The following is a 23915-nucleotide window of genomic DNA, read 5'->3' as shown; positions in this document are numbered from 1 at the left end:
CGCGGCCACCCGCGCACCGGACAGCAACGACGGCGGGAACTCAGACGAGCAGGCCGCCCGTCGCGCGGATGTTCTGGCCCGTGATCCATTGCGCGTCCGGTCCGGCGAGGAAGGCTACGACGGCGGCGATGTCGTCCGGCTGGCCGAGCCGGCGCAGGGCGGTGACGGCGGCGGTCTGGGTCAGGGCCTCGGCCGGGTTGACCGCCCGGAGCAGGTCGGTGTCGGTGGCGCCGGGCGAGACCGTGTTGACGGTGATGCCGCGACCGCCGAATTCCCGGGCGGCTACGGCGGTGAACTGTTCCAGCGCGGCCTTGCTGGCGGCGTACAGGGCGTGCCCGGCCGCCGGTAGCACGGTGCTGAGGGTGGAGAGGTTGATGATGCGGCCGCCGTCGCGCAGCACCGCGGCCGCCTCGCGCATCGCCAACAGCGGAAACTTGGTGTTGACGGTCATCACCCGGTCGAACTCTTCGGCGGTGATCTCGGTGATCGGCGTGCGCGGGTTGATGGCGGCGTTGTTGACGAGGATGTCGAGACCTCCGCGTACCGGCGCGAACATCGCCGTGAGGGTGGTCAGGTCCGCCTGGTCGGCGCGGACGGCGACCGTGCCGTCGAGCCGGCCGACGAGGTCGTCGGCCGCCGCCTGATTGCTGTGGTAGGTGAACACGACCCGGGCACCGGCCTCGGCGAACCGTTGCACGATGGCCCGGCCGATCCCCCGGGAACCGCCGGTCACGAGTGCCGTCCTGCCGGTGAGCGCCATGTGCCGGGACGCTACCCGGGGGCGGACCGGAGGTATTGAAGAAATGCGCACAGTTCGGTTGGCGTGACCCCGGCCATCGCCCGCACCTCGCGGTTGAAGTGCGGCTGGTCGGCGTACCCGCTCTCGACCGCCGTCCGCGGTAGGCCCGAGCCGTGCCCGAGCAGGTGCACGGCGCGCTGGAAGCGGGCGATGCGGGCGACGGTTGCCGGTGACAGCCCGATCTGGCGGCGGAATCCGAGTTCGAGGTAGCGGCGGCTGACGCCGAGTTCCTCGGCGAGGGCACCGATCCGGAGCCGGCGCCCGGGGTGCTGGAGTCGCCACCAGGCCGCGCCGACCGGCCCGTCCTGCCGCCGGTCCGTGGCGGACCAGGCGGCCAGTCGGTCGTCCAGCACCGCGAACCGACCGGCCCAGTCCGGTGCGTCGCCGAGCCGCTCGGTCAGTTCGGCGTCGCGGCGGCCGAGGAAGTCCGCCAACCGGCCGCTTCCCTCGGCCAGCTCCGGCATCGGTACGCCCAGCAGCGCGAGCACTCCGGCGGGGGTGAGACCGATGGAGACACCGTGTCCCCACCAGGTCCGCCCCGACACCGTCGACGTGCTGCGTGGCCCGCTCACCACACCGCCGGGACCGGCGAAGTCGACGATCAGGGTGGTGACGTTCAACGGCAGGACCCGATGCCGGACGGGCGCGCCCGTGGCCGAGCGGAAGCCGGCGTACCCGAGCACGTAGGGCCGGAGCCGTGGATGTGGCAGCCCGCTGATCGTTTCGCACGGCCCGGACTGTGACCGGACCGGTACCGAGTGGACCTGTGTCAGGCGCGCCATCATCCACCATCATCGGTGCGCCGGGCGTCGCCGGCAACGACAACGGGCCGGCACGGTCGGGGACAGTGATCGTGCCGCCTCCGGAGCGCCGGTCGGCGGCCTGCGGCGGTCAGCCCCGAAGGTTTCCCACCGAGTCGGCGTAGTAGACCGACCCGCCGAGGTGGAACGCGATCTGCCGGGGCGACCAGGCGTCGCCGTCGCGTCGGTCCAACTCTTCGTCGGTCAACACCCGCAGGCGTAGGTCGAAGATCTGGGCGAGGCGGGTCAGCCGACTACGTGCCTCGTCCAGATCCTCCGGGGTGAACGGGGCGAGGTCGGCAGGTGTGGTGGTCGCCGAGGCGTGCCAGTGGTCCGGGATCGGCGGTATCCCGGCGACCCGGGCCTCGATCTCGGCGAGATGGTCCACGAGGTGGTCCGCGAGGCGTCGGATCGCCTTGTGTGGTGTAGATCCGGTCGTCGGCCGGGATGGGCTTGCCGTCCCATTCGGTCCACGTCTCGGCCAGTTCGAGGGTGTGGTCGACCAGTCCGGTCACCACCTCGGCCGGATGGCGGTGGTCGGTCTGCGGTACGTCGGACATGTTTCCGTCTCCTGGGCTGTTGCTCCGGACGCGACGCGGTCGCGGCGTCCGGCGGAACGGTAGCCGGCACCCCCGACAGATCCTGCTACCCCGACGGTGGCCCGTACGCTGCGGGTTTGCGGCGGCGTGTTACCCGCGTCGGCCCTGGCGCGAGGGCGGGGTATCCGCCGCTGCCGGTTCGGTCCGCCGCCAGCGCCACGCCATCTCGCCGCCGGTCGGTGCCGGGCCCGGCAGTTCAGTGCCGCTGGTGTCGCGTAACCCGTCCACCAGCAGCGCCAGGTAGCGGCGGCGCAGCTCGTCGGTGCGGGTCGGGTCCGGGAGCCGGATGGCCGCGCACGCCTCGAGGATGAAGGCGACGTCGGCGACGACGACGTCGCGGCGCAGGCGTCCGCTCGCATGTGCCCGGTCCACCAGCGCGGTGGCACATTCGTTGGCCAGTACGGCGTCGGCGCTCATCTCCGCCGTCGGCGTGAACGTGCCGGCCAGCCGGACGGTCAGGGAATGGACGTCCGCCGCGACGACCTCGTCGAGGAAGGCGACCAGCGCCTGCCAGCCGTCGGGTTCTTCGGCCGCCTGCCGGGCCGCCGCCACGTAGCGGCGCAGGCCGTCGTGGCAGAGCTGGCGCAGCAGGTCCTCCTTGCCGGGGTACCGCCGGTAGAGGGCACTGATGCCGACCCCGGCCCGCTCCGCGACGGCGCCGATCGGGGCCTTCGGATCGGCGAGGAAGACCGCGCGGGCGGCCTCCAGGATGACCTGGTCGTTGCGGGCCGCCTGGGCCCGGCGCCCGGAGAGGGAGGGGCCGGACGGCTCGGTGGCGGGGGTGCTGCTTCCGGTGGACATGTGACGAGGATACCACCGGAACAGATCGTTCCGCTCTGCTATAGTAGAGCGGAACGAAGCGTTCCGATCCAAAGGAGTCGACATGTCGAACACCGAGATCCGCCCGTACCGGATCGACGTCCCGCAGGTGGAATTGGACGATCTGGCCGCCCGGCTCCGCCGGACCCTCTGGCCCGACGAACTGCCCGGCACCGACGGGGCGTACGGGATGAGCAACGCGCGCGTCCGCGCCCTCGCCGACTACTGGCTGGAGGAGTTCGACTGGCGGGCATTCGAGGCCCGGCTCAACGCATACCCGCAGTTCGTCACCGAGATCGACGGCGAGACGATCCACTTCCTGCACGTCCGTTCGGCGCGCGAGGACGCGGTCCCGCTGCTCCTCACCCACGGCTGGCCCGGCTCCGTCGTCGAGTTCCTCGACCTGATCGAGCCGCTCACCGCGCCCGGGGACACCGACGCTCCCGCCTTCCACCTGGTGGTGCCGTCACTTCCCGGGTACGGCTTCTCGGGGCCGACCCGGAGCGCGGGCTGGAACCGGAACCGCATCGCGGGGGCCTGGGTGGAGTTGATGCACCGACTCGGCTACCGGCGGTACGGCACGGCCGGCAACGACGCGGGATCGATGATCGCGCCCGAGATGGGCCGGCTCGACCCCGACGGCGTGATCGGCGTGCACGTCACGCAACTCTTCTCGTTCCCGTCCGGCGACCCCGCCGAGTTCGAGGGCTTCACCCCGACCGACTACGCGGCGCTGGAGCACCTGCAGTGGTTCTACGACAACATGTTCTCCTTCAACGCCCTGCACAGTCAGCAGCCGCAGACGCTGGCCTTCGCGCTCGCGGACTCCCCGGTCGGGCTGCTGGCCTGGAACGCCCAGCTCATGGGTGAGAGCCTCGATCCGGAGTTCGTCGTCGCCAACGTGGCGATCTACTGGCTGACCCGTACGGCCGGCTCGGCGATCCGGCTCTACTACGAGGACGCGCACACGGCACCGCAGGTGGCGCCGACGGGCCCCACGACCGCGCCGACCGCCCTGGCCATGTTCGCCGGCGACTTCCAGTCGATCCGGCCGCTCGCCGAGCGGGACCACGCCAACATCGTGAGTTGGCACGCCTACGATCCGCCGCGCCGGCAGGGCGGGTCGCGTGACGCGGGCGGTCACTACGCCGCACACGAGGCGCCGGATCTGCTCGTCGGCGACATGCGGCGGTTCTTCGCCAGCCTCCGTTGAGGCGGAGCGGGCCGAGGAGTCTCCGGGGGCCGTGACTGCCGGCCTCCCCGGCCGGCGGATTTCGAAAAGCGTTTCGGAGAGATCGGCGGACACAGCCCTAGCTCGTGTTACGGGACTAACTGGGTTGGTGACATCCCGGAAACCTTGCCGAAAAGGTTTTCGTAAGTCATCGTGACGGGGAGGCGGACGTCAACCGCGATCGATCGCTTCGGGTGCGGCGGTCCTCGCCGGGCCGGGAGCACCGCCGGGACAGTCTGGGCAACCCTGTTCCTCGTGTTCTCCGTGGATCGTTCCGTGGGGCGAGTCCAGCCGAGGATATTGATCTACATCGATCAATTCCCCAGGTGGCCGCCAACACTCCCGCCCGTGATGCCAGTTCCAACCGAGAGGAGTGGTTATGCGAGGACGATTGCTCGGCGCGGTCGTTGTCGCCGTCGTCGGGGCAGCGTCAGCCCTGGTGGCGGCGACGGGTCCGGCTTCGGCCGCGAACCCGATCATCACCAACATCTACACCGCCGACCCCGCACCGCTGGTCGTCGGCAACACGATGTACATCTACGCCGGCCGTGACGAGGCGGCGGTCGGGAACAACAACTTCCTCATGCGGGAATGGCGGGTGTTGTCGTCCACGAACGCCGCCAACTGGACCGACCAGGGCGCCAGAGCGAACATCGCGACCTTCCCGTGGGCCGGCGCCGACGCCTGGGCCAGCGAGGTCGAGCCCCGCAACGGCCGGTACTACTGGTACACCTCTGTCAACGGCAACGGCCCCGGCTGGATGAACATCGGCGTCGCCGTCGGCGACAGCCCGCTCGGCCCCTTCACCGACGCCAAGGGTGGCCCGCTGATCAGCGACAGCACCGCCAACTCGTCGGGCCTCAACATCGACCCCACGGTCTTCGTCGACGACGACGGTCAGGCGTACATGTACTGGGGCGGCTACTGGGGGGTTCGCGCCGTCCGGTTGGCCAGCAACATGATCGACACGGTCGGCGCGGTGGTGACCCCGCAGGGGTTGACCAACTACTGGGAGGCGCCGTTCATGTTCAAGCGCAACGGCCTCTACTACATGCTCTACGCGGCGAACGACACCCAGGGCTGCGTCACCTCGTCCAGCTACGCCTGCCAGCGGTACGCCACCGCCACCAACCCGATGGGCCCGTGGACCCACCGCGGCGTGGTCCTCGGTCAGGTCTCCTCCACGACCAACCACGCCGGCGCGGTGGAGTTCAACGGCCAGTGGTACATGGTCTACCACAACGCCAACGCGCCGAACGGCGGCAACTTCCGGCGCTCGGTGGCGGTGGACCGGATGTACTTCAACGCCGACGGCACGATCCAGCCGGTGGTGCAGACGACCACCGGTCCGCCGCCCAACCCCGGTGGCGGTGGCGGAGTCCAGCCGCCGGCCGGCACCAACCTCGCCCCCGCCGCCACCGGCTCGACGTCGTACGTCTCCCCGTGGGAGACGCTCACCGCGATCAACAACGGCGGGGTGCCGACCAGTTCGGCGGACCGGAGCAACCAGGCGTACGGCAACTGGCCCGAGCAGGGCACGCAGTGGATCGAGTACACCTGGCCGTCGGCCCGCAGCGTCAACCGGACCGCGGCCTACTGGTTCGACGACGACCAGGGCATCGACGTGCCCGCCTCCTGTCAGGTCCAGTACTGGAACGGCACGGCGTACGTGAACGTACCCGGCCAGTCGACGTGTGGCGTGGCGGCGAACACCTACAACGTGACGACGTTCAGCACGGTCAGCACGACCCGGCTGCGGCTGTCCATCACCGCCCGGCCCGGCCTCTCGACCGGTGTCCTCGAGTGGATGGCGTTCCAGCCGTGAGCGTCGCACCGACCCTGGTCGGTTCGTCCGCCTCCTGACGCCGGTCGTGGGGAGGGGCGACAACTCGCCCCTCCCCACGGGTCGTCGTCCGGGTCGGGGTGGACCGGTGACCCCACCCCCCGAGCATCGCCGGCCGTCCATCTTTACGTTTCGGTTCGGGGTCAGTAACGTTTCATCGACAAGCGGCGATCGGTCGGTGGCGGTGCCGCTCTCCGGATGTCGCGCCAGGTCCGGCGGCCCCGCGCGGGTCGGCGGGCCGTCGGCCGGCGGGGGCCCGACAGGAGGGACGCGCCATGCGCGGAAGACGGTCGCTGTTAGCCTTGGCCGCGGTGGGGATGCTTACGCTAGCGGTTGTCGTCGGCTCGTCCGGGCTCACGAACCTGAGGTACGGGGCCGACGGTTCCGCCCGGTCCGGCACGGTCCCGGTCGGATCGGGCGGGCGCTGGGTGGCGAGCTGGACGTCGATGCCGCAGTTGACCGAGCCGCACAACATGCCCCCGGCACCGTTCACCCAACAGAACCTGGTCCTGGCCGACAGCACGCTGCGGCAGACCGTCCGGGTCTCGGTGGGGGGCCAGCGGATCCGGCTGCGGCTGTCCAACGCCTTCGGCGGCGCGCCGCTGCCGGTCACCGCGGTCTCGGTGGCGCTGCCCGAGCAGGGCCGGGCCGGGGTCAGCGCGATCCGCCCCGGCACCTCCCGGCCGGTGACGTTCAGTGGCCGGTCCTCGGTGGCGATCCCGGTCGGGGCGCAGATGGTGTCCGACCCGATCACCTTTCCCGTGGCGGCGCGGTCCAACCTCACCGTGACCCTCTACCTGGCCCAAGGGCAGGCCTCGAACAACGTCACCTCGCATCCCGGCTCCCGGACCACCTCGCACCTGCTGGCCGGCAACCACCTCGCCGAGGCCACGTTGCCCGGTGCGACTCCGGTCGACCACTGGTACTTCCTCAGCGGCCTGGAGGTGTCGGCCAGCCACGCCGTCTCGGCGGTGGCCATGCTCGGTGACTCGCTGACCGACGGACGCGGTTCGACGACCAATGGCAACGACCGCTGGCCCGACCAGCTTCTCGACCGGTTGCAGACGCAGCGTCGCCCGAGCACCACCGTCGCGGTGCTCAACCAGGCTGCCGGGGGCAACCGGGTCCTCAACGACGGGTTGGGGCCGGGCGCGCTGGCCCGACTCGACCGGGACGTGCTGGCCCAGAGCGGGGTCCGCTGGCTGGTCGTGTTCGAGGGAGTCAACGACATCGGCACCGCCGAGGCCACCGAAGCCGGCCAGAAGGCCGTCACCGACGACCTGATCACCGCCTACGACCAGATCGTCACCCGCACGCACGCCCAGGGCATCAAGGTGTACGGCGCGACCCTGACCCCGTTCGGTGGCAACGGCTACGACGACCCGCAGGGCACCCGGGAGGCGAGCCGGCAGGCGGTCAACGAGTGGATCCGGACCAGTGGCCGGTTCGACGCCGTACTCGACTTCGACCGGGCCGTCCGGGATCCGGCGAACCCCCGCCAACTGCTGCCCGCCGCCGACACCGGCGATCACCTGCACCTCAACCCCGCCGGCTACCGACTGCTCGCCGACGCCGTTCCGGACCGCCTGTTCCGATCCTGACGCCGGTGGGCCGGAACTACGGTCCGAAGGTGGTCAGGAACCGGTCCCGGAAGGCGTCCATCGGCCAGACCGGGGTCTGCGGACCGGGTCGCAGGCCGTCCTGCCAGCCCCATCCGGAGATCCGGTCGAGCACCGCCCGATCGTGGGCGACGATCGTGATCGGCACGTCCCGGCTGGCGCCCTCGCCGGTGACGAGCGGGGTGGCCTGGTGGTCACCGAGGAAGACCAGCACCAGGTTGTCGTCGCCGTACGTCTCCACGTAGGACACCAGGGTGTTGAGGCTGTACTCGATGGAACGCCGGTACTCGGTGCGTACCCGGCCGGTGTCGCGCCACACGTCGTCCGGCGACTCGCCGGCGGCGGCGATGGGGCCGAAGACCGAACCGTCACCGACGTCCTTCCAGTCGACGAGCTGGGGGATGGGCGCCCAGGGCGCGTGGCTCGACACGAGGGGGATCGTCGCCATCACCGGGGGGCGGTTCGGCTTCGCGTGCTCGGCACGCTCGAACGCCGACAGGGTGTACTGGTCGGGCATGGGGGCGTAGCTGAACTTCGGGCCGCGGTACCCGAGTTCCGGGCCGGGGTAGATCTGGTCGTACCGGAAGAACGCCCCCTCCGGCCAGGCCTGGTTGATGGCCGGCATGACGCCGACGGTGCGCCATTGCGCGCGCTGGAAGGCGCCGTTGAGGGTCAGCCGGTCGCTCACGACGAGGTTGTTGTAGCGCTGCTGGTTGTCGATCCACAGCCCGGAGAGCAGCGTGGCGTGGGCCAGCCAACTGCCGCCGCCCGCCGTCGGTGAGGTGAGCCAACCACTCCGCGCGGTGTAGCCGGCCGCGTTCAGGCGGGCGTTACCGGCGTCGAGCACCGCACCCACCTGCGGTGCGAATTCCGGGTCCTCGACGGCGTCCCGCCCGTAGCTCTCGACGAAGGCGACGACGACGTCCTTGCCGCGCAGGGCGGTCAGCAGCTGGTCACCCGGGGTGTCGCGGAACGCGTCGACGTCGGCCTCCGTGGCGAACACCTTCTGGTCCTGGAAGCCGGCGCGGGCCTGGAGGACGCGGTCGTAGGCGAGGGTGCCGACCGGCACATCGGGGACGATCTGCACGCCGAACACGGCGCAGGCGATGCAGGCGGCCCCGAGGGCGGTGACGGTGTGTGCCGACGCGGACCGGTGCCGAAGCACGAGCCGGGTCAGGCGTAGGACCGACAGCGTCATGAGGATGGGTACGGCGATGGCGAGCAGGACGGCGCCGATCACGGCGGCGATCGCGCCGGCCCGGCCGACCGAGTCCGTGAGGAATCCCACGGCGGCCTCGATCGAGATCCAGTCGAGCACCGGGTTGAACGGTCGGGCGAGCGCCGCGTAGAAGCCCATGTCGACGATCTTCACGATGGTCAGCAGGCCGAGCAGCACGCCGACCGGCACCGCCACGATCCGGCGCGCCCGCTCTGGCAGGACGAGGACGAGAGCGACCCCGAGAAGTCCCTCCACCGGGATGCGCAGAAACTCTCCGGGCGTGAGCTGACCGATCCGGTTCGGCGCCAGCAGGGCGAACAGGACGAGCAGACAGGCCAGGGCGGTGGTCAGCCCCGCCGCGACGGCCCGTCCCCGTCGACGGCCGGTGACACCGTCGTCCGCTTCGCGGTCGCCCGCTTCGCCGTCGGCCGGTACCTCCTCGCCCGGCACGACCCCGTCCGGTGTCGGGCCCTCCTCCGCCGCTGCCCGTTCCTGGTCCGGCAACTGACGAGAGCGCGTGAAGAACGACAAACCAAAGGCCCTTCCGTACGAAGCCCGCCGGGGCTGGATCACCGCCGTGAACGCCGGCCGGTGCCGTCGTGCGGGATCGGCGGGGCCGAGCGTGTCCGGCCGACTACCAGCGGTTCGGCCTGGTGGACCGGGCTCAGTAAGTTAACGGGCCGACTCCCCATCTGACAAGCCGTGTTGCCGTGCATGCCCGACGTTTCCGACCTGGACGGGCGTGACGCAGCCGAAGTTCTCCATCGCGCCGGCCGGCAGGTCCGGTCGATGCTGGTAGGGACAGGGCCACCCTGCCGAGCGGACGGATGTGTACCGTTCGAACGGTGAGCGACAACGAGCTGGGTGTGTTCCTGCGTACCCGTCGTGAGGCCGTGACGCCCGCACAGGTCGGACTCCCCACCGGAGCCCGTCGCCGCACGTCCGGGCTGCGCCGGGCGGAGGTGGCGATGCTCGCCGGAGTCAGCGTGGAGTATCTGACCCGCCTGGAGCAGGGGCGGGACCGCCGGCCGTCCGCGCAGGTGCTCTCCGCCCTGGCCGACGCGCTGCGGATGACCGCGTCCGAACGGATCCACACGTACCGGCTCAGCAAGGGAGCCGAGGGCGGGTTCACCTGCGGCATCGGAGACACGACGCCCGGACGCGTCGTACGACCCACCGTGCGGGCACTGCTCGACGGTCTCGAGCCGGCCCCGGCCGTCCTGCTCAACCGGGTCAGCGACGTCGTCGCCCACACGGTCGGTTACGAGCGGTTGGCGGGGCCGATCGGGCTGCTGGACGGAACGCCGCCGAACCTCGCCTGGTTCGTCTTCACCGACAGTCGGGCGCGGATCGTCTACCCGGACTGGGACCAGGTCGCCGACGAGCAGGTGGCCGCGCTCAAGCAGGGGTCGTTCGGCACGGACCGGTATTCGGCGATGCTCGCGGACGAGTTGACCATCAGCGCCGGGAAGGCGTTCACGCGGCGGATCGAGACCCTGCCCGGACTGCCGAGGGCCAACGGGATCGTCCGGCTCGTCCACCCCGGGGCGGGCGAACTGCGGCTGGCGTACGAGACGCTCGACCTGCCCGCCGACGACGATCAACGTCTGGTCGTCTACCTTCCCGCCGACGGTGCGACGTCCGACGCGCTCGACGGCCTCGACCGTCGCCGGCAGCCCGTACTGCGGGTGGTGTCCGGCTGACCCGGCCGCCCGGCGAGGGCGGCCGGGGTCACACCGCCGGGCCGGAGATTTCCATGATCGGACGTACCTCCACGGCGCCGAACCGGGCGTCCGGGAACCGGGCCGCGATCTCGGTCGCTCGTTCCAGGCTCTCGCAGTCGAGGACGAAGAACCCGGCCAGCTGCTCCTTGGCCTCGACGTAAGGGCCGTCGGTCGTCGCCGGGACTCCGTTGCGTACCCGGACGGTCCTGGTGTTCACCGAATCGGCCAGGGCTGTGCCGCTCACCATCTCCCCGGACTCGGCGATCTCCTTGTACAGGTCATCGGCCTGTCTGACCAGTTCGGCGCGGTCGGCCGGCGACATCGCGAGGGCCTCCGAACTCCGCAGGAACATCGGGTGCTCCCAGTTCTCCGGGTTGCTGTAGATCAAGAGCAGGTACTTCACCTCGACCCCTCCCCACTCCGCGACGCGGTTGTCATCCGACCCGGCACCGTCGGCTAGGCGGGCGGCCCGGCGACGCCGACGAGGTTGCCCTCGGGGTCGGTGAAGTGCCCGACCGCGAGATCTCCACCGGATGTCGGCTCGGGGCCCATCCGACGCGTCCCGCCGAGGCTCTCGGCCTTCCGGAGTGCGGCTTCGACGTCCGGAACACCCACGTAGAACAGGACGCGGCGATCGTAGCCCGCGCCGCCGCCGATCCCACCGTTGATACCGGTACCGTCACCGGTCGGGCTTCCGGCCACGAATCCGTAGTTGCCCGGCTGGGAAACCGCCTCGGTCGCGGCGTCGCCGACCTGGAACTCCCAGCCGAACAGGTCTCCGTAGTAGCTACGGAGCCTCGCCGGATCGTTCCCGATGATCTCGAAGTGCACCACCGCTTGCTGTCCCATGACTGATCCTTCCCGCGCCGATCGATCGGCGTCGTGCCGTCGCGCGCCGAACTGGCGCCTCAGGACAGAGGTCGGAGCGGAGGCGGCGGTCTCGACATCCTTCCCGTGACAATCTGCCGCCGGACCGGAGCCGAGCATCCCCTGTGGAACACCTCGACCGGATCGGCGCGCGAATGTCTCACCGACCCTCTGCGGATCATCGGCGACCGATACCCCGCCTGCTGGACTCTCCCCGGGTGGGAGGGTTCAGGATGACTCCGTGACCAGGGATCTACTGCCGATCGGGACCTTCGCCCGGCTGTGCCGGCTCACCGTCAAGCAGCTTCGGCACTACGACGAGTCGGGACTGCTCCGTCCGGCCAGCGTCGACCCGGCCACCGGCTACCGGTACTACGCCCGGGACCAGGTGCGGGAAGCCACGGCGATCGCCCTGCTACGCCGGCTCGACGTACCGCTCGCGGCGATCGGACAGGTGCTCGGCGGCGACGACAGCGTTCGGACCGAGGTACTGCGGGCGGAGCAGGGCCGGTTGGAGGACCGGATCGCGGCACAGCGACGCAGTTGGCTGCTCCTGGACCGGCTGCTGACCGGTGGGCTGCTGGCCGACGGGCTGCTCCAGCAGGAGGTCAGCCTGAGCCGGGAGCCGGCCCGCCGGTTGCTGGTGCGCCGGACCACGTGCACGCCCGAGGAGATCGGCGTGGCCGTCACGCGCTGCGTCGGCGAGCTGATGGCCGCAGTGGCGGGGATCGGGTGGACGCCACCGCTGCGGGGACTGTTCCCGGTCGACCTCGGCGCGCAGGTACGGGTCGGGGTCGGCGTCGAGAGCGCCGAGCCGGCCTCGGGCGACGGGACGGTCCCGGGCACCGAGGTCGAGCAGCTGCCGGCGGGACCGGCCGCGGTGGCGGTGCACGTCGGCCCGTACGAGCACCTGGCACTGACGTACCAGGCGGTCTTCGCCTGGATCCACGAGCGCGGCCTACGACCGTGCGGAGGCGTGCTCGAGGCGTACCTGACCGACCCCGGTACGACCGACCCGACCCAGTTGGTGACCCGGATCGTCGTACCGGTCGATGACGAGGAGACGAGTTGACGAGCATCCCGAAGACCGACTTCAAGAAGGTCCTCAAGAACCTGTACGTGGCCAGCGCCGCGCCCGCACTGGTGGACGTACCCGAGTTGGCGTTTCTGGCCGTCGACGGTGTCGGCGATCCCGACGGACCCGGGTACCGGGAGGCGGTCGAGGCGCTCTTCGGCGTCTCGTACGGCGTGAAGTTCGGGCTGAAGAGGGCCGGCGTGCTGGACTACTCGGTGATGCCGCTGGAGGGACTGTGGTGGGGGGCGGGGGAGCGGCAGGACCTACCCGCCCTGGACCGGTCAACCTGGCACTGGACCATGCTCGTCATGCAGCCACCGCAGGTGGACGCCGACCTGGTCGCGGAGACCGTCGCGGCGAGGACCCGGAAGAAGCCGTCCGGATCGCTGGAGCGGATCGAACTGCGGAACGTCGTGGAGGGGCCGAGCGCGCAGGTGCTGCACGTCGGGCCGTACCGCGAGGAGCCGGCGACCCGCGACCGGCTGATGGCCTTCGTCGGCGAGTCCGGATACCAGATCTCGGGAAAACACCACGAGATCTACCTGTCGAGCCCGACACGTACGGCGCCCGAAAAGCTGAGGACGATTCTCCGGTATCCGGTCACCGCCGTTTCCGTCGCGGGTGGTGGCGGCTGAGCGGAGGCCAATTCCAGCGCCCGGACTGTGCCAGGTCATCGCGCCTGAGCGGGGTGTGTAAGGATCAATTTCCAGGGGATCGACCTGATCCGTCCGGACGATCGTGATGTAGAGCAGGGAACATGCGCCAGATCTCCACGCAGATAGACATCGACGCGACTCCCGTCGAGGTCTGGGCCGTCCTGGTCGACTTCTCGCGGTACCCGGACTGGAACCCGTTCATCCGGGAGGCGTCCGGGCGGGTCCAGGTCGGAGAGATACTGACGCTCCGGATGTTTCCCATCGACGGCCGTCCGATGACGTTCACCCCACAGGTGCTCGTCGCGGAGGCGGGCGTCGAACTGCGCTGGCTCGGTAAGTTCGCCATTCCGGGGGTCTTCAACGGCGAGCACCGCTTCGTGCTCACTCCGCACGAGGGAGGGACCCGGCTCGTCCACAGCGAGAAGTTCACCGGGCTGTTGGTGCCCTTCCTGGGCAAGATGATCGAGAGCACCGCCGAGAGCTTCCGGTTGCTCAACACCGCCCTGAAGAACCAGGTCGAGAGCGGGCGGTAGGGGTGCGGGGCGGGACGACCAGGAGCGCTCTGCTGCCGCCGAACCGTGCTGGCTGGTGCCACCGGTGCGGCTAACGTGCCTCGTGCAGCAGTCGGAGTTGACCGATCTCGGCGACGTTCTTCATCAGCTCGGCGTTGACCCAGCCGAGCAGGTGCGCGACGGTGTGTTCCGGATCGTTCTGCCACGGGAACGGCGCGATCGTGTCGAGGTCGGCGTCGGTCAGCCGGTCGAGCACCGCCAGCCACTCACTCCGCAGGTCACGTAACCAGGCGACCGTCGTACCGCCGTCGCCCGGCCACTCGATCTCGGTGCGTTCGCGCGGTGTCCGCCCGGCGAGGTGGTCGGTGGCCACGCTCCACCACCAGCCGACGTGCCAGGTGATCCAGCCGATGGTGGGGACCGGGATCGGGTCGGGCTCGGTGTCCGCCCAGTCCGGTACCCAGCTGCCGTCGTCGCCCGGCCGCATGGTCCAGCAGTGCGCGGCGGGCTCCCAGTGGAAGTGCTCCGGCGCCAGCCGTTCCAGGTGGTATTCGAACAGCGACCAGGTCAGGTCGAACTGCCAACGCAACAGCTGAGCACGGGACACCGTCATCGCGTGATCTTCGCATCGCCACGGGGACCGGGTCGAACAGGTTATCCGTCCTGACGCGCTGGCCAGGCACCTCCAAAATATATCAATCTTGTTTGATCGAACGATCCCATTTGATGTATCGTTCGGGAATGGGTCACACCATGTCCCCGGAGACACCGGTAACACCGCCCACTGTCCTGCGCCTGACCGGGCACCCCGTGCGGTGGCAGTTGCTGAGTGAGCTGGCGCGGAGCGACCGGCAGGTCCGCGAACTGGGAGAACTGATCGGCCAGCGGCAGAGCCTGACGTCCTACCATCTCGGCCAGTTGCGTGAAGGCGGACTGGTAACGATGCGGCGGAGTTCGGCCGACAAACGCGACACCTACTACAGCCTCGACCTGGCCGCGTTTCGCGGACAGCTTGCCGAGGCTGGCGCTGCCCTGCATCCGGGCCTGCGACTGGTCCCGGCGGCGCTGACGCCGTCGGCGGCAGGTCCCGGCCGGCGGTCGTCCCGGCCGCCCGTCCGGGTGCTGTTCCTGTGTACGGGCAACAGTTCCCGCTCGCAGATGGCCGAGTCCCTCTTGGTGCGGCTCGGCGGTGCACGGGTCGAAGCCGCCAGCGCCGGCAGTCAACCCAAACCCGTGCATCCGCACGCGGTGCGTGTCATGCGTGAAAGTGGCATCGACATCAGTGGTCGTCACCCCAAGCACGTGAGCGTGTTCGCCGAGCAACGGTTCGACCATGTGATCAGCCTCTGTGACCGGGTTCGGGAAGTGCGCCCCGAGTTCTCCGGGGCTCCCGCGATGGCGCACTGGAGCATGCCCGATCCGGCGGCCGAAGCCGAGGGCGGACCCGCCTACCCACGGTTCGTGCGTACCGCGAACGAACTGAAGACGCGTATCCATTTCCTGTTGGCGGCGATCGACAGTGCCGCGGCGGCCCCAGAGAGGATCTAGCGATGGCCGACGACCTCGCAGAGACGGTCAATGTTCGATACATGGTCGACGACGTCGACACTGCGGTCGAGTTCTACACCCGGCACCTCGGCTTCACCCTCAGGACGAGCGCGGCACCGGCGTTCGCCGACGTCCTGCGCGGCAGGCTTCGCCTCCTGCTGAGCGGGCCGACCAGTTCGGCGGGTCGGCCGATGCCGGACGGGACCAGGCCGTCGCCGGGTGGATGGAACCGCATCCATGTCGTCGTCAGCGACATTGCCGCCGAGGTGGAACGATTGCGGGCCGCGGGCCTCACGTTTCGCAACGACATCGTCAGTGGCCCCGGTGGCCAGCAGATCCTGCTGGAAGACCCGTCCGGCAACGTCGTCGAACTGTTCGAGCCCGCCCGCTGACAGCCGCCACTGCCGGATCAGCTCGTCCTCCGGATCGTCGACCGGAACCGCCTCCGCACAGCTCGCCTTCAGTCCGTCGCGAGCAGGTGGAACAGCACATGATCCTGCCAGCTGCCTGCGATCTTCAGATACGAAGGCGCCACACCGTACGGCCGGAACCCGTTGCGCAGCAGCACCCGCTGCGATGCCGTGTTGTGCAGCAGCGTCTCCGCCTGGAGCCGGTGCAGGTCGAGTTCGCCGAAGGCGATGGCGATGGCATCGGCAACGGCCGCCGTGCCGAGCCCCCGGCCCTGGTGCGACGGGCTGACCCAGTAGCCGATCGCCGCGGACTGCAGTGCGCCCCGGGTGATCCCGTTGATGTTCAGTCGGCCGACGACCTTGTCCCCGTCGAGAATGACGAGCGGAACCATCGTTCCCTGGGCATGAGCCTCCAGCGATGTCTCCAGGATCGTGCGCTGGTTGTCCAGCGTGAACCACGAGTCGTCGCGCATCGGTTCCCAGGGTGCAAAGGCTTCCCAGTTCGCGCGCAGCAGCGCGGTCACGGCGGGGGCATCGTCGACCGTGGCGACGCGGGTGACCGGCATGTCATGACTCCATCTTCACAGCGACCTGACCAGCGCAAACCATACAAGTAGGGGCTCGCGCACCAGATCGGTGCTCTGCACATTCGTGAAGGGCAAGCAACGCGGCGACACGCCGTAGTCGATCCGTCGCAGTCGGGCGTACTCCTCGCTCATTCCGGTCCGACGCGACGAGCGGTGACGATCCAGGCGCGAGAGTCGAACCAGACACCGTCGTCACCCAGGTGCTCGGCGAGCGCCTGGCGTAGACGCTCGTCCGCGCGGGTCGCGGCGGCGGGGTCCAGCCTCTTCAGGACCTCAAGGGTGCACGTGAAGCCGCGGACCCACTCGAGGGCGGCGGCCACGTCCGGACCGTAGTAGACCGGTTCGTGGACGTCGGCGAAGGCGATGTCGGTGAACCCCGCCGCCCGCAGGATCTCCCGCACGGTCGGCGGGTCGGCGAGCGAGAACGCATCCGGTCCCGCGGAAGCACCGGCCACCGGCCCCTCGGCTGCTTCGAGGGATCGGCGGACAGCAACGTCCCACTCGTTGCGCTCGTGGGCCTGCCAGACCATCATCACCAGGCGCCCGGCAGGGCGCAGCGCCCGCCCGATGTTGGCGAACGCCGCCACGGGGTCGTCGAAGAACATCGTGCCGAACCTGCTCATTGCCAGGTCGAAGCGCTCCGGTGGAAAGCGGTGGACCTGCGCGTCGGCGTGCTCGAAGGTGACGTTGCGGAGTCCTTCCGCCCTGGCCAGCTCGCGGGCGCGCGTGATCGCGGGCGCCGAGACGTCCACCCCGAACGCACTGCCCGCCCGGGCCGTACGCGCGGCCTGCCGGGTCGTCTGCCCGGTACCGCAGCCGATGTCGAGGACGTGGTCGTGCGACCGGACGCCGACCACCCGGCGCAGTACGCCGTCGTGCCTCCGTAGCTCGGCGTCGTAGCCGCTGGTGCCGGGCGGGTGCTCGCCCGCAGCGTGTCGCATCGCGGTCCCTTCACTGACGGCCCGGCGCCGCCTGTCGCCGGCCCTGCAGAGACATTCTGGACCGCTGGCTACGTCAACGTCATCGCCGGCAGTTTCTCCGTCGGGGAGGGGAGGGGAGGGGAGGGGACAGGTTAGGGGAGGGAGTTGAGGAACGGCCGGTGGGCGTTTCGGAACTCCCAGCCGTAGTAGCGGTCCCAGTTGATCGACCAGGTCATCAGGCCGCGGAAGTTCGGGTTGGTGCCGCTGCGCGGGGTGTAGCCGCCGCAGGAGGTGCTGCGTACCAGGCAGGTCACCGCCTGCTGGACGGCGGCCGGGGCCACGTATCCGTTGCCGGCGCTGGTGGCTGCCGGCGTACCGAATGCGACCTGGTCCTCGCGCAGCGGCGGGAAGACATTGGCGGCGTTTCCGGCGACGGGGAAGCCGGCCAGCAGCATGTCGGTCATGGCGATGTGGAAGTCCGCGCCGCCCATGGTGTGGTACTGGTTGTCCAGTCCCATGATCGGTCCGGAGTTGTAGTCCTGGACGTGCAGCACCGTGATGTCGTCGCGGAGCGCGTGGATCACCGGCAGGTACGACCCGGCGCGTGGATCCTGCCCGCCCCACGGGCCGGAGCCGTAGTACTGGTAGCCGAGCTGCACGAAGAAGGTCTCCGGTGCCATGGTGAGGACGAAACCGGCGCCGTAACGCTGCTTGAGGGCCCGGATGGCCGAGATCAGGTTCACGATCACCGGGGTGGTGGGATTCCGGAAGTCGGTGTCCCCGGTGTGCAGTGACAGGGAGTGGCCTTCGAAGTCGATGTCGAGCCCGTCGAGCCCGTACCGGTCGATGATGGCGCTGACCGAGCTGACGAACCGGTCCCGGGCGGCCGTGCTCGTCAACTGCACCTGGCCGTTCTGCCCGCCGATCGAGATGAGGACCTTCTTTCCCTGTTGCTGCTTGGCCCGGATCGCGGCGGTGAACGCCGCCTCGGTCTCCACGCCGGGGCATTCGCTGGCCGGGCAGAGCTGGAAGCGGATGTCGCCGGAGGTGACCGACGTCGGCTCCCCGAAGGCCAGGTTGATGATGTCCCAGTCGACGGGTACGTCCGCCATCCGCAGGTAGCCGGAGCCGTTGGCGAAGCTGGCGTGCAGGTATCCGATCAGTGCCCGCTTCGGCAGCCCTCCGGTGGGTGGCGGGGTGCTCGGTGGCGGGGAGGTGGGTGGCGCGGTGGTGGGTGGCGGGGTGCTCGGCGGTCGGGTCGTGGGTGGTGTGGTGGTGGGCGGCGTGCCGGTGCCCCCACAGGAGGCTCCGTTGAGGGTGCAGTTGGTCGGGGTGCCGGCGCCGGTCGCGACGAAGCCGAACGAGGCGGAGGCGCCCGGGGCGAGGGTGCCGTTCCAGGATCGGTTGGTGAAGGTGTACCGCTGGCCGGAGGAGGTCAGCAGGGCGTCCCAGTAGGTGCCGACGTTGGTTCCCGCCGGCAGGTCGAACGCGACGGACCATGAGGTCAGCGTGGTCGTGCCGTCATTGCTGACGGTGTACCTCCCCTCCCAGCCGGACCCCCAGTCAGCGGTCTTGACGAACGTGGCGGTGGGCCCGGCGGCGAACGCGGGCAGCGCGACGGCTACGGCGCCGCTGGTCGCCAGCACTGCGGCGACGGCGGTGAGCAGCAGTGATCTGGAACGTTTCATGGAGGTCCTCCGGAGGCGTTGCCGGGCATCCACGGCCATCGACAGGATGGTTAATTATTAAGTCTATTAACAATTCCTGTCCAGGCCCTGGACGACCCGACTGGCCCGGCCCACCACCGCGCGCCTTCCGGTCGTCAGCTCAGGTCTCCAGGTCGGTGGGTACGCCGATCCGGAGCCAGCGGACCCGGTCCCGTACGTCGTCCGGCGCCGCCGCGAACTCGCGTTCGATGACCGTCCGGGGCTCTTGAAAGTGCTTCCACCCCTCGTAGTGCACGGGTACGACCGTGCGTGGGCGCACGGCGCCGACCAGTTCGACGGCGTCCCGGGCGGTCATCGTGTAGCGCAGTGGGCCGGTGACCGGGAAGCGCACGCCGCCGAGGTGCAGCAGCGCGAGTCCGACCGGCAGTCGGCCCGCGACCTGCCGCACCCCGCCATAGAGGACGGTGTCGCCGGAAATCCACAAGGCACCGTGCTGCTGGCCGGTCCAGCGCAGGCCGAAGCCGACCACGTCGCCGACGATCGGCCGGGTCAGCGGCGGCCCGTGCCGGCACGGGGTGGCGGTGACCTCGACGGTCGGCCGCCCTTCGCCCTCCAGCGTGGTCGAGGCCCACGGTGCCAGGCCCCGCGCGCCGCCCCCGAGCCGAGCCGCCCCCGACACGGTGGTGACGACGGTGCCCGCCGACGGCAGCAGTTTCCGGCCGGCGTCGTCGAGGTTGTCGCCGTGGTGGTCGTGGGTCAGCAGCACCGCGTCGACGGCCCCGAGCGCGTCGGGGGAGATGGCCGGGTCGGCGAGCTTGCGGGACGAGGTGCCCCAGCCGAACGCGTACGTGCGTCCGGCCGGGTCGAACGTCGGATCGGTCAGCAGCCGCCAGCCCGCGAACTCGATGAGTGCCGTCGGCCCGCCGATGTGGGTGACGCGAACGATCGTCATGACTTGGCGTGCCGCAGTGCCCAGTCGAGGGCGTAGTCCGCGATCTCCTCCCAGCCCTTCTGCGCGGGGAGCAGGTGGGCGTACCCCTCGTACTCGCGGCGTTCGGTGATGGTGTTGGACTTGTAGTGCTTGGCGTTCGACTCCTGGATGGCCGGCGGCATGATGTGGTCCTCGCTGCCGGAGATGAACAGCAGCGGCGCCCGGTTGTCGTTGTGGTAGTCGACCCAGGTGTCCTGGTGGCCGGGTTGGAAGTTGGCCAGGACGCTGCCCCACAGGATGCCGCCGTTGGCCGGGATGTGGTAGCGCTCGTAGAGCGCGCGGGACTCCTCCGCGGTGAACGTGTTGGTGAACGCGTACGTCCACTCCTCCAGCGACAGGCCGACCGCCTTGTGCCGGTTGGCCGGGCTCTTGAGCACCGGAAACGTGGACTTCACCTGAGAGAGCGGCACGACCCGGACACCCTCGGTCGGCGCGGAGTTGAGCGCGACGCCGGCGGCGCCGAGGCCGTGGTCGAGCAGGATCTGCGTGAACGCGCCGCCGGCCGAGTGCCCCATGATGATGGGCGGGTGGTCGAGTTCCCGGATGATCCCTTCGATCTTCGCGATGATCGCGGGCACGGTGACGTCGACGATGATCTGCGGGTCGGCACGCAGGGCTTCGACCTCCACCTCGAAGCCCGGGTACCCGGGGGCGATCACCCGGTACCCCTTGGCCTCGTAGTGCGTGATCCAGTGCTCCCAGCTGCGCGGCGTCACCCAGAAGCCGTGGACGAGAACGATCGTGTCGGGCGTGGTCATGGCGGGGTCCCCCTAGAAGGTGCGAAGGAAGGCGAGTAGGTCCTCGGAGAGCTGCTGCTTGTGGGTGTCGGTGATGCCGTGTGGTGCGCCGGCGTACACGGTGAGGGTGGCGTTCTTTGATCCGTGCCGCCGACGCCTTGCCGCCCACCTCGAACGGGACGACCCGGTCGTCGTCGCCGTGGACGACGAGCGTGGGTATGTCGAACAGGTCCAGGTCGGCCCGGAAGTAGGTGGCCGAGAAGGCGGCGATCGACTCGTACGCGTTGCGGCGCCCGGCCCGGAGGCCCTGCCGCCAGAACGCGTCCCGCACGCCCTGGGACACGCTCGCCCCGGGGCGGCGTGCCATCGGCACTGGTGACGAACGGCCGCGTCGCGGATGTAGTCGAGGTCGCCGCCCGGCTCGGCGGCGGCCAGCAGCAGCCACAGCTGCGTCGGCTCGGGCATCTCGCGCACCTGCCGCAGGTAGTGCTCCTCCAGCCGGCTGCCGACCGGCATCGGTTCCGGCAGCGCGGCGAACACCAGGCCGACCCCGTCGGCGTGCAGCCGCCTGGCAACGAAGGCCAGCGCGCCGATCGACTCCTCGTCAACCCACTGGGCGTCGTCGACGCAGCAGAGCACCGGGCCCTGCACGGCGACCTCCGCCAGGAGCGTGAGCGCCGCCAGCCCGACGAGGAACCGGTCCGCCGGCGGCCCGTCGGCCAGCCCGCACGCGATGCGCAGCGCCCGATCCTGCGTCGGGGGCAGGGCGCAGCGCCTCTTCAGGTACGGGATCAGCAACCGGTGCAGCGTGGCGAACGGGAAGCCGGCCTCCGACTCGACTCCGGCGACCCGGATGACCCGCAGGTCGGCGGCCACACCGGCCGCGTAGTCGAGCAACGCCGTCTTGCCGATACCGGCGTCGCCCTGGAGCACGAGTACGCCACTCAGTCCGTCACGTACCGCCAGGACGAGCTCGTCCAGGCGTTCGCGTTCCTTGACCCGCCCCCTGAGCACGGCGCGCCCCCTCGCGTAACACTTCCGTGCCAACCTTATGAGCGGTGCGCGCCGCCGACGGGACTGTGCGTGCACCGTTGTCGGCTCACCGTGCACACCGGGCGGCGTACATGGGATTTGTTCTGGACACGGCGGACATACCGCGAGGCGATCGGATCGAGGCGGTCTATGCGGCGATGATGCAGGCGTCCGTCCCGTCCTACGTCATCCACGAGGACCCGGACGGCGAGGTCCGTACCCGCCTCGAAGTCTGGGACCTCGGCGACGTCAACGTCTTCACCGCCCGGTCCACCGGCCTCCAACTGGTCCGCACGGCCAGACAGGCCAGGCAGGACGCCGCGCCGGTCATCGCGCTCTCCGTCCAGTTGCTCGCCGACGGGCGCCACGAGCAGCTCGGACACCGCCAGATCGTCCGGCCCGGCTCGCTGATGATGGTCGACCTGTCCTCGGCGTACGACTTCTCCTGGTCCGGCGACGGCGCGGCCGGCTGCATCCAGATCCCGATCGACCAGGTCGGCCTCCCGATCGACGTCATCCGTCGCGCGGCGGCCAACCTCCGGACCAGCCCGCTGTACGACATGGTCACCAGCCACGTCGCCCACCTGGTGCGGGACGCCGGACGGCTCAACGCCGACCCGGCCGCGGCCACGCTGGGCCGCGCCAGCATCGAGCTGGCCCGTGCCCTCCTCGCCTCCGCCGCACACGTCGAGCCACACGCTCGTGCCGTGCTCGCCGAGACCCTGTTGACCCAGGTTCGCGCGTACGTCCGCCGGCACCTGGCCGACCCGGACCTGCGCCCGGCGACGATCGCGGCGGCGCACAACATCTCGCTGCGCCACCTGTACAAGATCTGCGCACAGGCCGACTTCAGTCTGGAGCAATGGATCATCGGCGAGCGGCTTCAGGGCGCGCGGGAGGAACTGCTGCGGCCGGAGAGCCGGCGACGGACGATCGCGGTGGTCGCCCGCCGCTGGGGCTTCAGCGACCCGACGCACTTCACCCGTCGCTTCCGCCGAATGTACGGCCTCAACCCGGGCGAATGGCGCCGCGCGTCAGCGCAGAACCGCACCGGGCCGGATGCGGAGCCGTAGATCTCCGGCCGGACACGGTACGGGCCCCGGTGCCGCAAGCCCGTACCGTCACGCGATTGTGCAGCTCACGACCGGCGCGGTGGCGGTGCCGTTCCCGGAGGCCAGGAAACCGAAGCTGGCCGAGCCGCCGACCGCCAGGCTGCCGTTCCAGCTCAGGTTCCGGGCGGTGACCGCCGATCCGCTCTGGGAGACGCTGGCGTTCCAGGCCTGTGAGATCTGCTGGCCGCCCGCGATGGTGAACGCTGCCGTCCACGCCGAGGACGTGGCGGTGGAACTGTTGGTCACGGTGACCTCACCCTGGAATCCGCCGCTCCACTGGGAAGCCACCCTGTAGGCCGCGGTGCACCGGCCGCCACCGGGCGCCGGGGACGCGGACGGCGTCGTCGAGGGGCTCGACGTCCGGGTCGGGCTCGCCGTCGGCAGCGGCGGGACGATCCCGTTGAGGACCTGGGCCAGCGCCGGGTACCAGCGGTCGGACATCTTCTGGAAGCCGGCGTTGTTCGGGTGCACCCCGTCGCCGGTGTCCGTGGCGGTGTTGAAGCCGCTCCACTGGTCCACGACGACGATCGGTGACCGGGTGGTGGTGAGGCCGGCGGCCCAGCCCGGTATCCGGTTGTTGAATGCCACGACGTCGGCCGGACAGGTGGCGCAGGCGTTCTGGCCCATCGGGATGATCTGCGCGGCGATGATCTTCACACTCGGATTGTTGGCCCGCATCTGGCCGACCAGTTTGGTGAGCGCGGACATCTTGGCGTCGGTGGGGAGGTGGCCGCCCCACATGTCGTTCGTGCCCAGGTGCATGAGCACGATGTCCGGGTTGGTGGCCGCGAGCCAGGGCGGGAGTTGGTTCTGGTCGGCGATGCCGGTCGCCGAGAAGCCGCCGTGCCCTTCGTGGTCGGTGTCGAGCGGCACCGAGCAGCCGCCGCCGCTCTGGGTGCCCACGAAGTCGATGTTGGTGTATCCGGTGCGTTGGAGCCGGTCCCAGAGCAGGGCGCGCCAGCAGCCGGGGCCGGCGGTGATGGAGTCGCCGAGCGGCATGATCCGCACCGGGGCGGCGGCCGAGAGCGCGGGTCCGGCCACGACGATCGCCAGCGCGGCCGTGAGCGTGGCGAGGAGGGCGTACCGGAGAGCCTTTCGGGGCATGGTCGCTTCCTTCCAGGTGGAGCGCGACAGCGCCCCACCTCGGC

Annotated in this window: 25 protein-coding genes; 10 read left to right on the top strand and 15 right to left on the bottom strand. The window is 70.2% G+C overall.

The window, feature by feature from the left end; all coding sequences use genetic code 11:
* Positions 1–40 precede the first annotated feature (40 nt).
* From ACFP2T_RS06445 to ACFP2T_RS06430, 4 genes are all read right to left on the bottom strand, one after another.
* Complete coding sequence (locus ACFP2T_RS06445; protein WP_377418439.1) at positions 41–760, bottom strand: SDR family oxidoreductase; 720 nt, start codon at positions 758–760, stop codon at positions 41–43.
* Between the two features lie 11 nt (positions 761–771).
* Positions 772–1581 carry an AraC family transcriptional regulator gene (locus tag ACFP2T_RS06440; RefSeq protein WP_377418436.1) on the bottom strand — a complete coding sequence of 270 codons (810 nt, stop codon included), beginning with the start codon at positions 1579–1581 and terminating at the stop codon, positions 772–774.
* A 109-nt stretch (positions 1582–1690) separates the two neighbouring features.
* Positions 1691–1987: a hypothetical protein gene (locus tag ACFP2T_RS06435; protein WP_377418433.1), complete on the bottom strand. Its 297-nt coding sequence runs from the start codon at positions 1985–1987 to the stop codon at positions 1691–1693.
* Positions 1988–2288: 301 nt separating this feature from the next.
* Positions 2289–2999, bottom strand: a complete 711-nt coding sequence (locus ACFP2T_RS06430) for a TetR/AcrR family transcriptional regulator (protein ID WP_377418431.1) — start codon at positions 2997–2999, stop codon at positions 2289–2291.
* 82 nt (positions 3000–3081) lie between these two features.
* Here ACFP2T_RS06430 and ACFP2T_RS06425 point away from each other — a divergent pair, with 82 nt between their 5' ends.
* From ACFP2T_RS06425 to ACFP2T_RS06415, 3 genes are all read left to right on the top strand, one after another.
* On the top strand, positions 3082–4230 hold the full coding sequence (locus tag ACFP2T_RS06425) for an epoxide hydrolase family protein (protein WP_377418428.1): 1149 nt from the start codon (positions 3082–3084) through the stop codon (positions 4228–4230).
* 397 nt (positions 4231–4627) lie between these two features.
* Positions 4628–6073 (top strand): family 43 glycosylhydrolase, encoded by a 1446-nt coding sequence (locus ACFP2T_RS06420; protein ID WP_377418425.1) that lies wholly within the window; start codon positions 4628–4630, stop codon positions 6071–6073.
* Positions 6074–6408: 335 nt separating this feature from the next.
* Positions 6409–7692 carry an SGNH/GDSL hydrolase family protein gene (locus ACFP2T_RS06415; RefSeq protein WP_377419911.1) on the top strand — a complete coding sequence of 428 codons (1284 nt, stop codon included), beginning with the start codon at positions 6409–6411 and terminating at the stop codon, positions 7690–7692.
* Between the two features lie 16 nt (positions 7693–7708).
* Here ACFP2T_RS06415 and ACFP2T_RS06410 read toward each other — a convergent pair whose 3' ends face one another.
* Complete coding sequence (locus ACFP2T_RS06410) at positions 7709–9460, bottom strand: LTA synthase family protein (protein ID WP_377418422.1); 1752 nt, start codon at positions 9458–9460, stop codon at positions 7709–7711.
* A gap of 314 nt (positions 9461–9774) precedes the next feature.
* On the opposite strand from ACFP2T_RS06410, the gene ACFP2T_RS06405 reads away from it, so the two are divergent.
* A complete protein-coding gene (locus tag ACFP2T_RS06405; protein WP_377418419.1) occupies positions 9775–10632 on the top strand; it encodes a helix-turn-helix domain-containing protein in 858 nt (285 codons plus the stop codon).
* A gap of 28 nt (positions 10633–10660) precedes the next feature.
* Here the strand turns inward: ACFP2T_RS06405 and ACFP2T_RS06400 are convergent, their stop codons facing one another.
* Both ACFP2T_RS06400 and ACFP2T_RS06395 read right to left on the bottom strand, forming a co-directional pair.
* Positions 10661–11056 (bottom strand): YciI family protein, encoded by a 396-nt coding sequence (locus tag ACFP2T_RS06400; protein ID WP_377418416.1) that lies wholly within the window; start codon positions 11054–11056, stop codon positions 10661–10663.
* Positions 11057–11109: 53 nt separating this feature from the next.
* Entirely contained in the window at positions 11110–11502 is a 393-nt protein-coding gene (locus ACFP2T_RS06395) for a VOC family protein (RefSeq protein WP_377418413.1), read from the bottom strand.
* Positions 11503–11761: 259 nt separating this feature from the next.
* Here ACFP2T_RS06395 and ACFP2T_RS06390 point away from each other — a divergent pair, with 259 nt between their 5' ends.
* The 3 genes from ACFP2T_RS06390 (at position 11762) to ACFP2T_RS06380 (ending at position 13784) form a co-directional block, all read left to right on the top strand.
* On the top strand, positions 11762–12592 hold the full coding sequence (locus tag ACFP2T_RS06390) for a MerR family transcriptional regulator (protein ID WP_377418411.1): 831 nt from the start codon (positions 11762–11764) through the stop codon (positions 12590–12592).
* Positions 12589–13230, top strand: coding sequence for a GyrI-like domain-containing protein (locus ACFP2T_RS06385; protein WP_377418408.1), 642 nt, complete (start codon positions 12589–12591; stop codon positions 13228–13230). Before ACFP2T_RS06390 ends, ACFP2T_RS06385 begins: the two co-directional genes overlap by 4 nt.
* 122 nt (positions 13231–13352) lie before the next feature.
* Complete coding sequence (locus ACFP2T_RS06380) at positions 13353–13784, top strand: SRPBCC family protein (protein WP_377418405.1); 432 nt, start codon at positions 13353–13355, stop codon at positions 13782–13784.
* Between the two features lie 70 nt (positions 13785–13854).
* Here the strand turns inward: ACFP2T_RS06380 and ACFP2T_RS06375 are convergent, their stop codons facing one another.
* Positions 13855–14376, bottom strand: coding sequence for a DinB family protein (locus tag ACFP2T_RS06375; RefSeq protein ID WP_377418402.1), 522 nt, complete (start codon positions 14374–14376; stop codon positions 13855–13857).
* Positions 14377–14504: 128 nt separating this feature from the next.
* Between ACFP2T_RS06375 and ACFP2T_RS06370 the strand changes: the two genes are divergently transcribed.
* A complete protein-coding gene (locus ACFP2T_RS06370; RefSeq protein ID WP_377418399.1) occupies positions 14505–15311 on the top strand; it encodes an arsenate reductase/protein-tyrosine-phosphatase family protein in 807 nt (268 codons plus the stop codon).
* Between the two features lie 2 nt (positions 15312–15313).
* Positions 15314–15703 (top strand): VOC family protein, encoded by a 390-nt coding sequence (locus ACFP2T_RS06365; RefSeq protein WP_377418396.1) that lies wholly within the window; start codon positions 15314–15316, stop codon positions 15701–15703.
* A gap of 68 nt (positions 15704–15771) precedes the next feature.
* Here ACFP2T_RS06365 and ACFP2T_RS06360 read toward each other — a convergent pair whose 3' ends face one another.
* From ACFP2T_RS06360 to ACFP2T_RS06335, 6 genes are all read right to left on the bottom strand, one after another.
* Positions 15772–16287, bottom strand: a complete 516-nt coding sequence (locus tag ACFP2T_RS06360) for a GNAT family N-acetyltransferase (RefSeq protein WP_377418393.1) — start codon at positions 16285–16287, stop codon at positions 15772–15774.
* 149 nt (positions 16288–16436) lie between these two features.
* Positions 16437–17249: a class I SAM-dependent methyltransferase gene (locus ACFP2T_RS06355; protein WP_377418390.1), complete on the bottom strand. Its 813-nt coding sequence runs from the start codon at positions 17247–17249 to the stop codon at positions 16437–16439.
* Between the two features lie 131 nt (positions 17250–17380).
* Complete coding sequence (locus tag ACFP2T_RS06350) at positions 17381–18898, bottom strand: chitinase (RefSeq protein ID WP_377419909.1); 1518 nt, start codon at positions 18896–18898, stop codon at positions 17381–17383.
* Positions 18899–19055: 157 nt separating this feature from the next.
* Positions 19056–19847 (bottom strand): MBL fold metallo-hydrolase, encoded by a 792-nt coding sequence (locus ACFP2T_RS06345; RefSeq protein ID WP_377418387.1) that lies wholly within the window; start codon positions 19845–19847, stop codon positions 19056–19058.
* Complete coding sequence (locus tag ACFP2T_RS06340) at positions 19844–20644, bottom strand: alpha/beta hydrolase (protein ID WP_377418385.1); 801 nt, start codon at positions 20642–20644, stop codon at positions 19844–19846. Before ACFP2T_RS06340 ends, ACFP2T_RS06345 begins: the two co-directional genes overlap by 4 nt.
* A gap of 12 nt (positions 20645–20656) precedes the next feature.
* Complete coding sequence (locus tag ACFP2T_RS06335; protein WP_377418382.1) at positions 20657–21637, bottom strand: AAA family ATPase; 981 nt, start codon at positions 21635–21637, stop codon at positions 20657–20659.
* A 110-nt stretch (positions 21638–21747) separates the two neighbouring features.
* Between ACFP2T_RS06335 and ACFP2T_RS06330 the strand changes: the two genes are divergently transcribed.
* On the top strand, positions 21748–22728 hold the full coding sequence (locus ACFP2T_RS06330; protein WP_377418378.1) for a helix-turn-helix domain-containing protein: 981 nt from the start codon (positions 21748–21750) through the stop codon (positions 22726–22728).
* Between the two features lie 48 nt (positions 22729–22776).
* Here the strand turns inward: ACFP2T_RS06330 and ACFP2T_RS06325 are convergent, their stop codons facing one another.
* Positions 22777–23871 (bottom strand): cellulose binding domain-containing protein, encoded by a 1095-nt coding sequence (locus tag ACFP2T_RS06325; protein WP_377418375.1) that lies wholly within the window; start codon positions 23869–23871, stop codon positions 22777–22779.
* Positions 23872–23915: the final 44 nt, after the last annotated feature.

Source organism: Plantactinospora solaniradicis, assembly GCF_042658085.1.
GTDB classification, from domain to species: domain Bacteria; phylum Actinomycetota; class Actinomycetes; order Mycobacteriales; family Micromonosporaceae; genus Plantactinospora; species Plantactinospora solaniradicis.
This window is presented reverse-complemented; position numbering and strand designations above follow the sequence as displayed.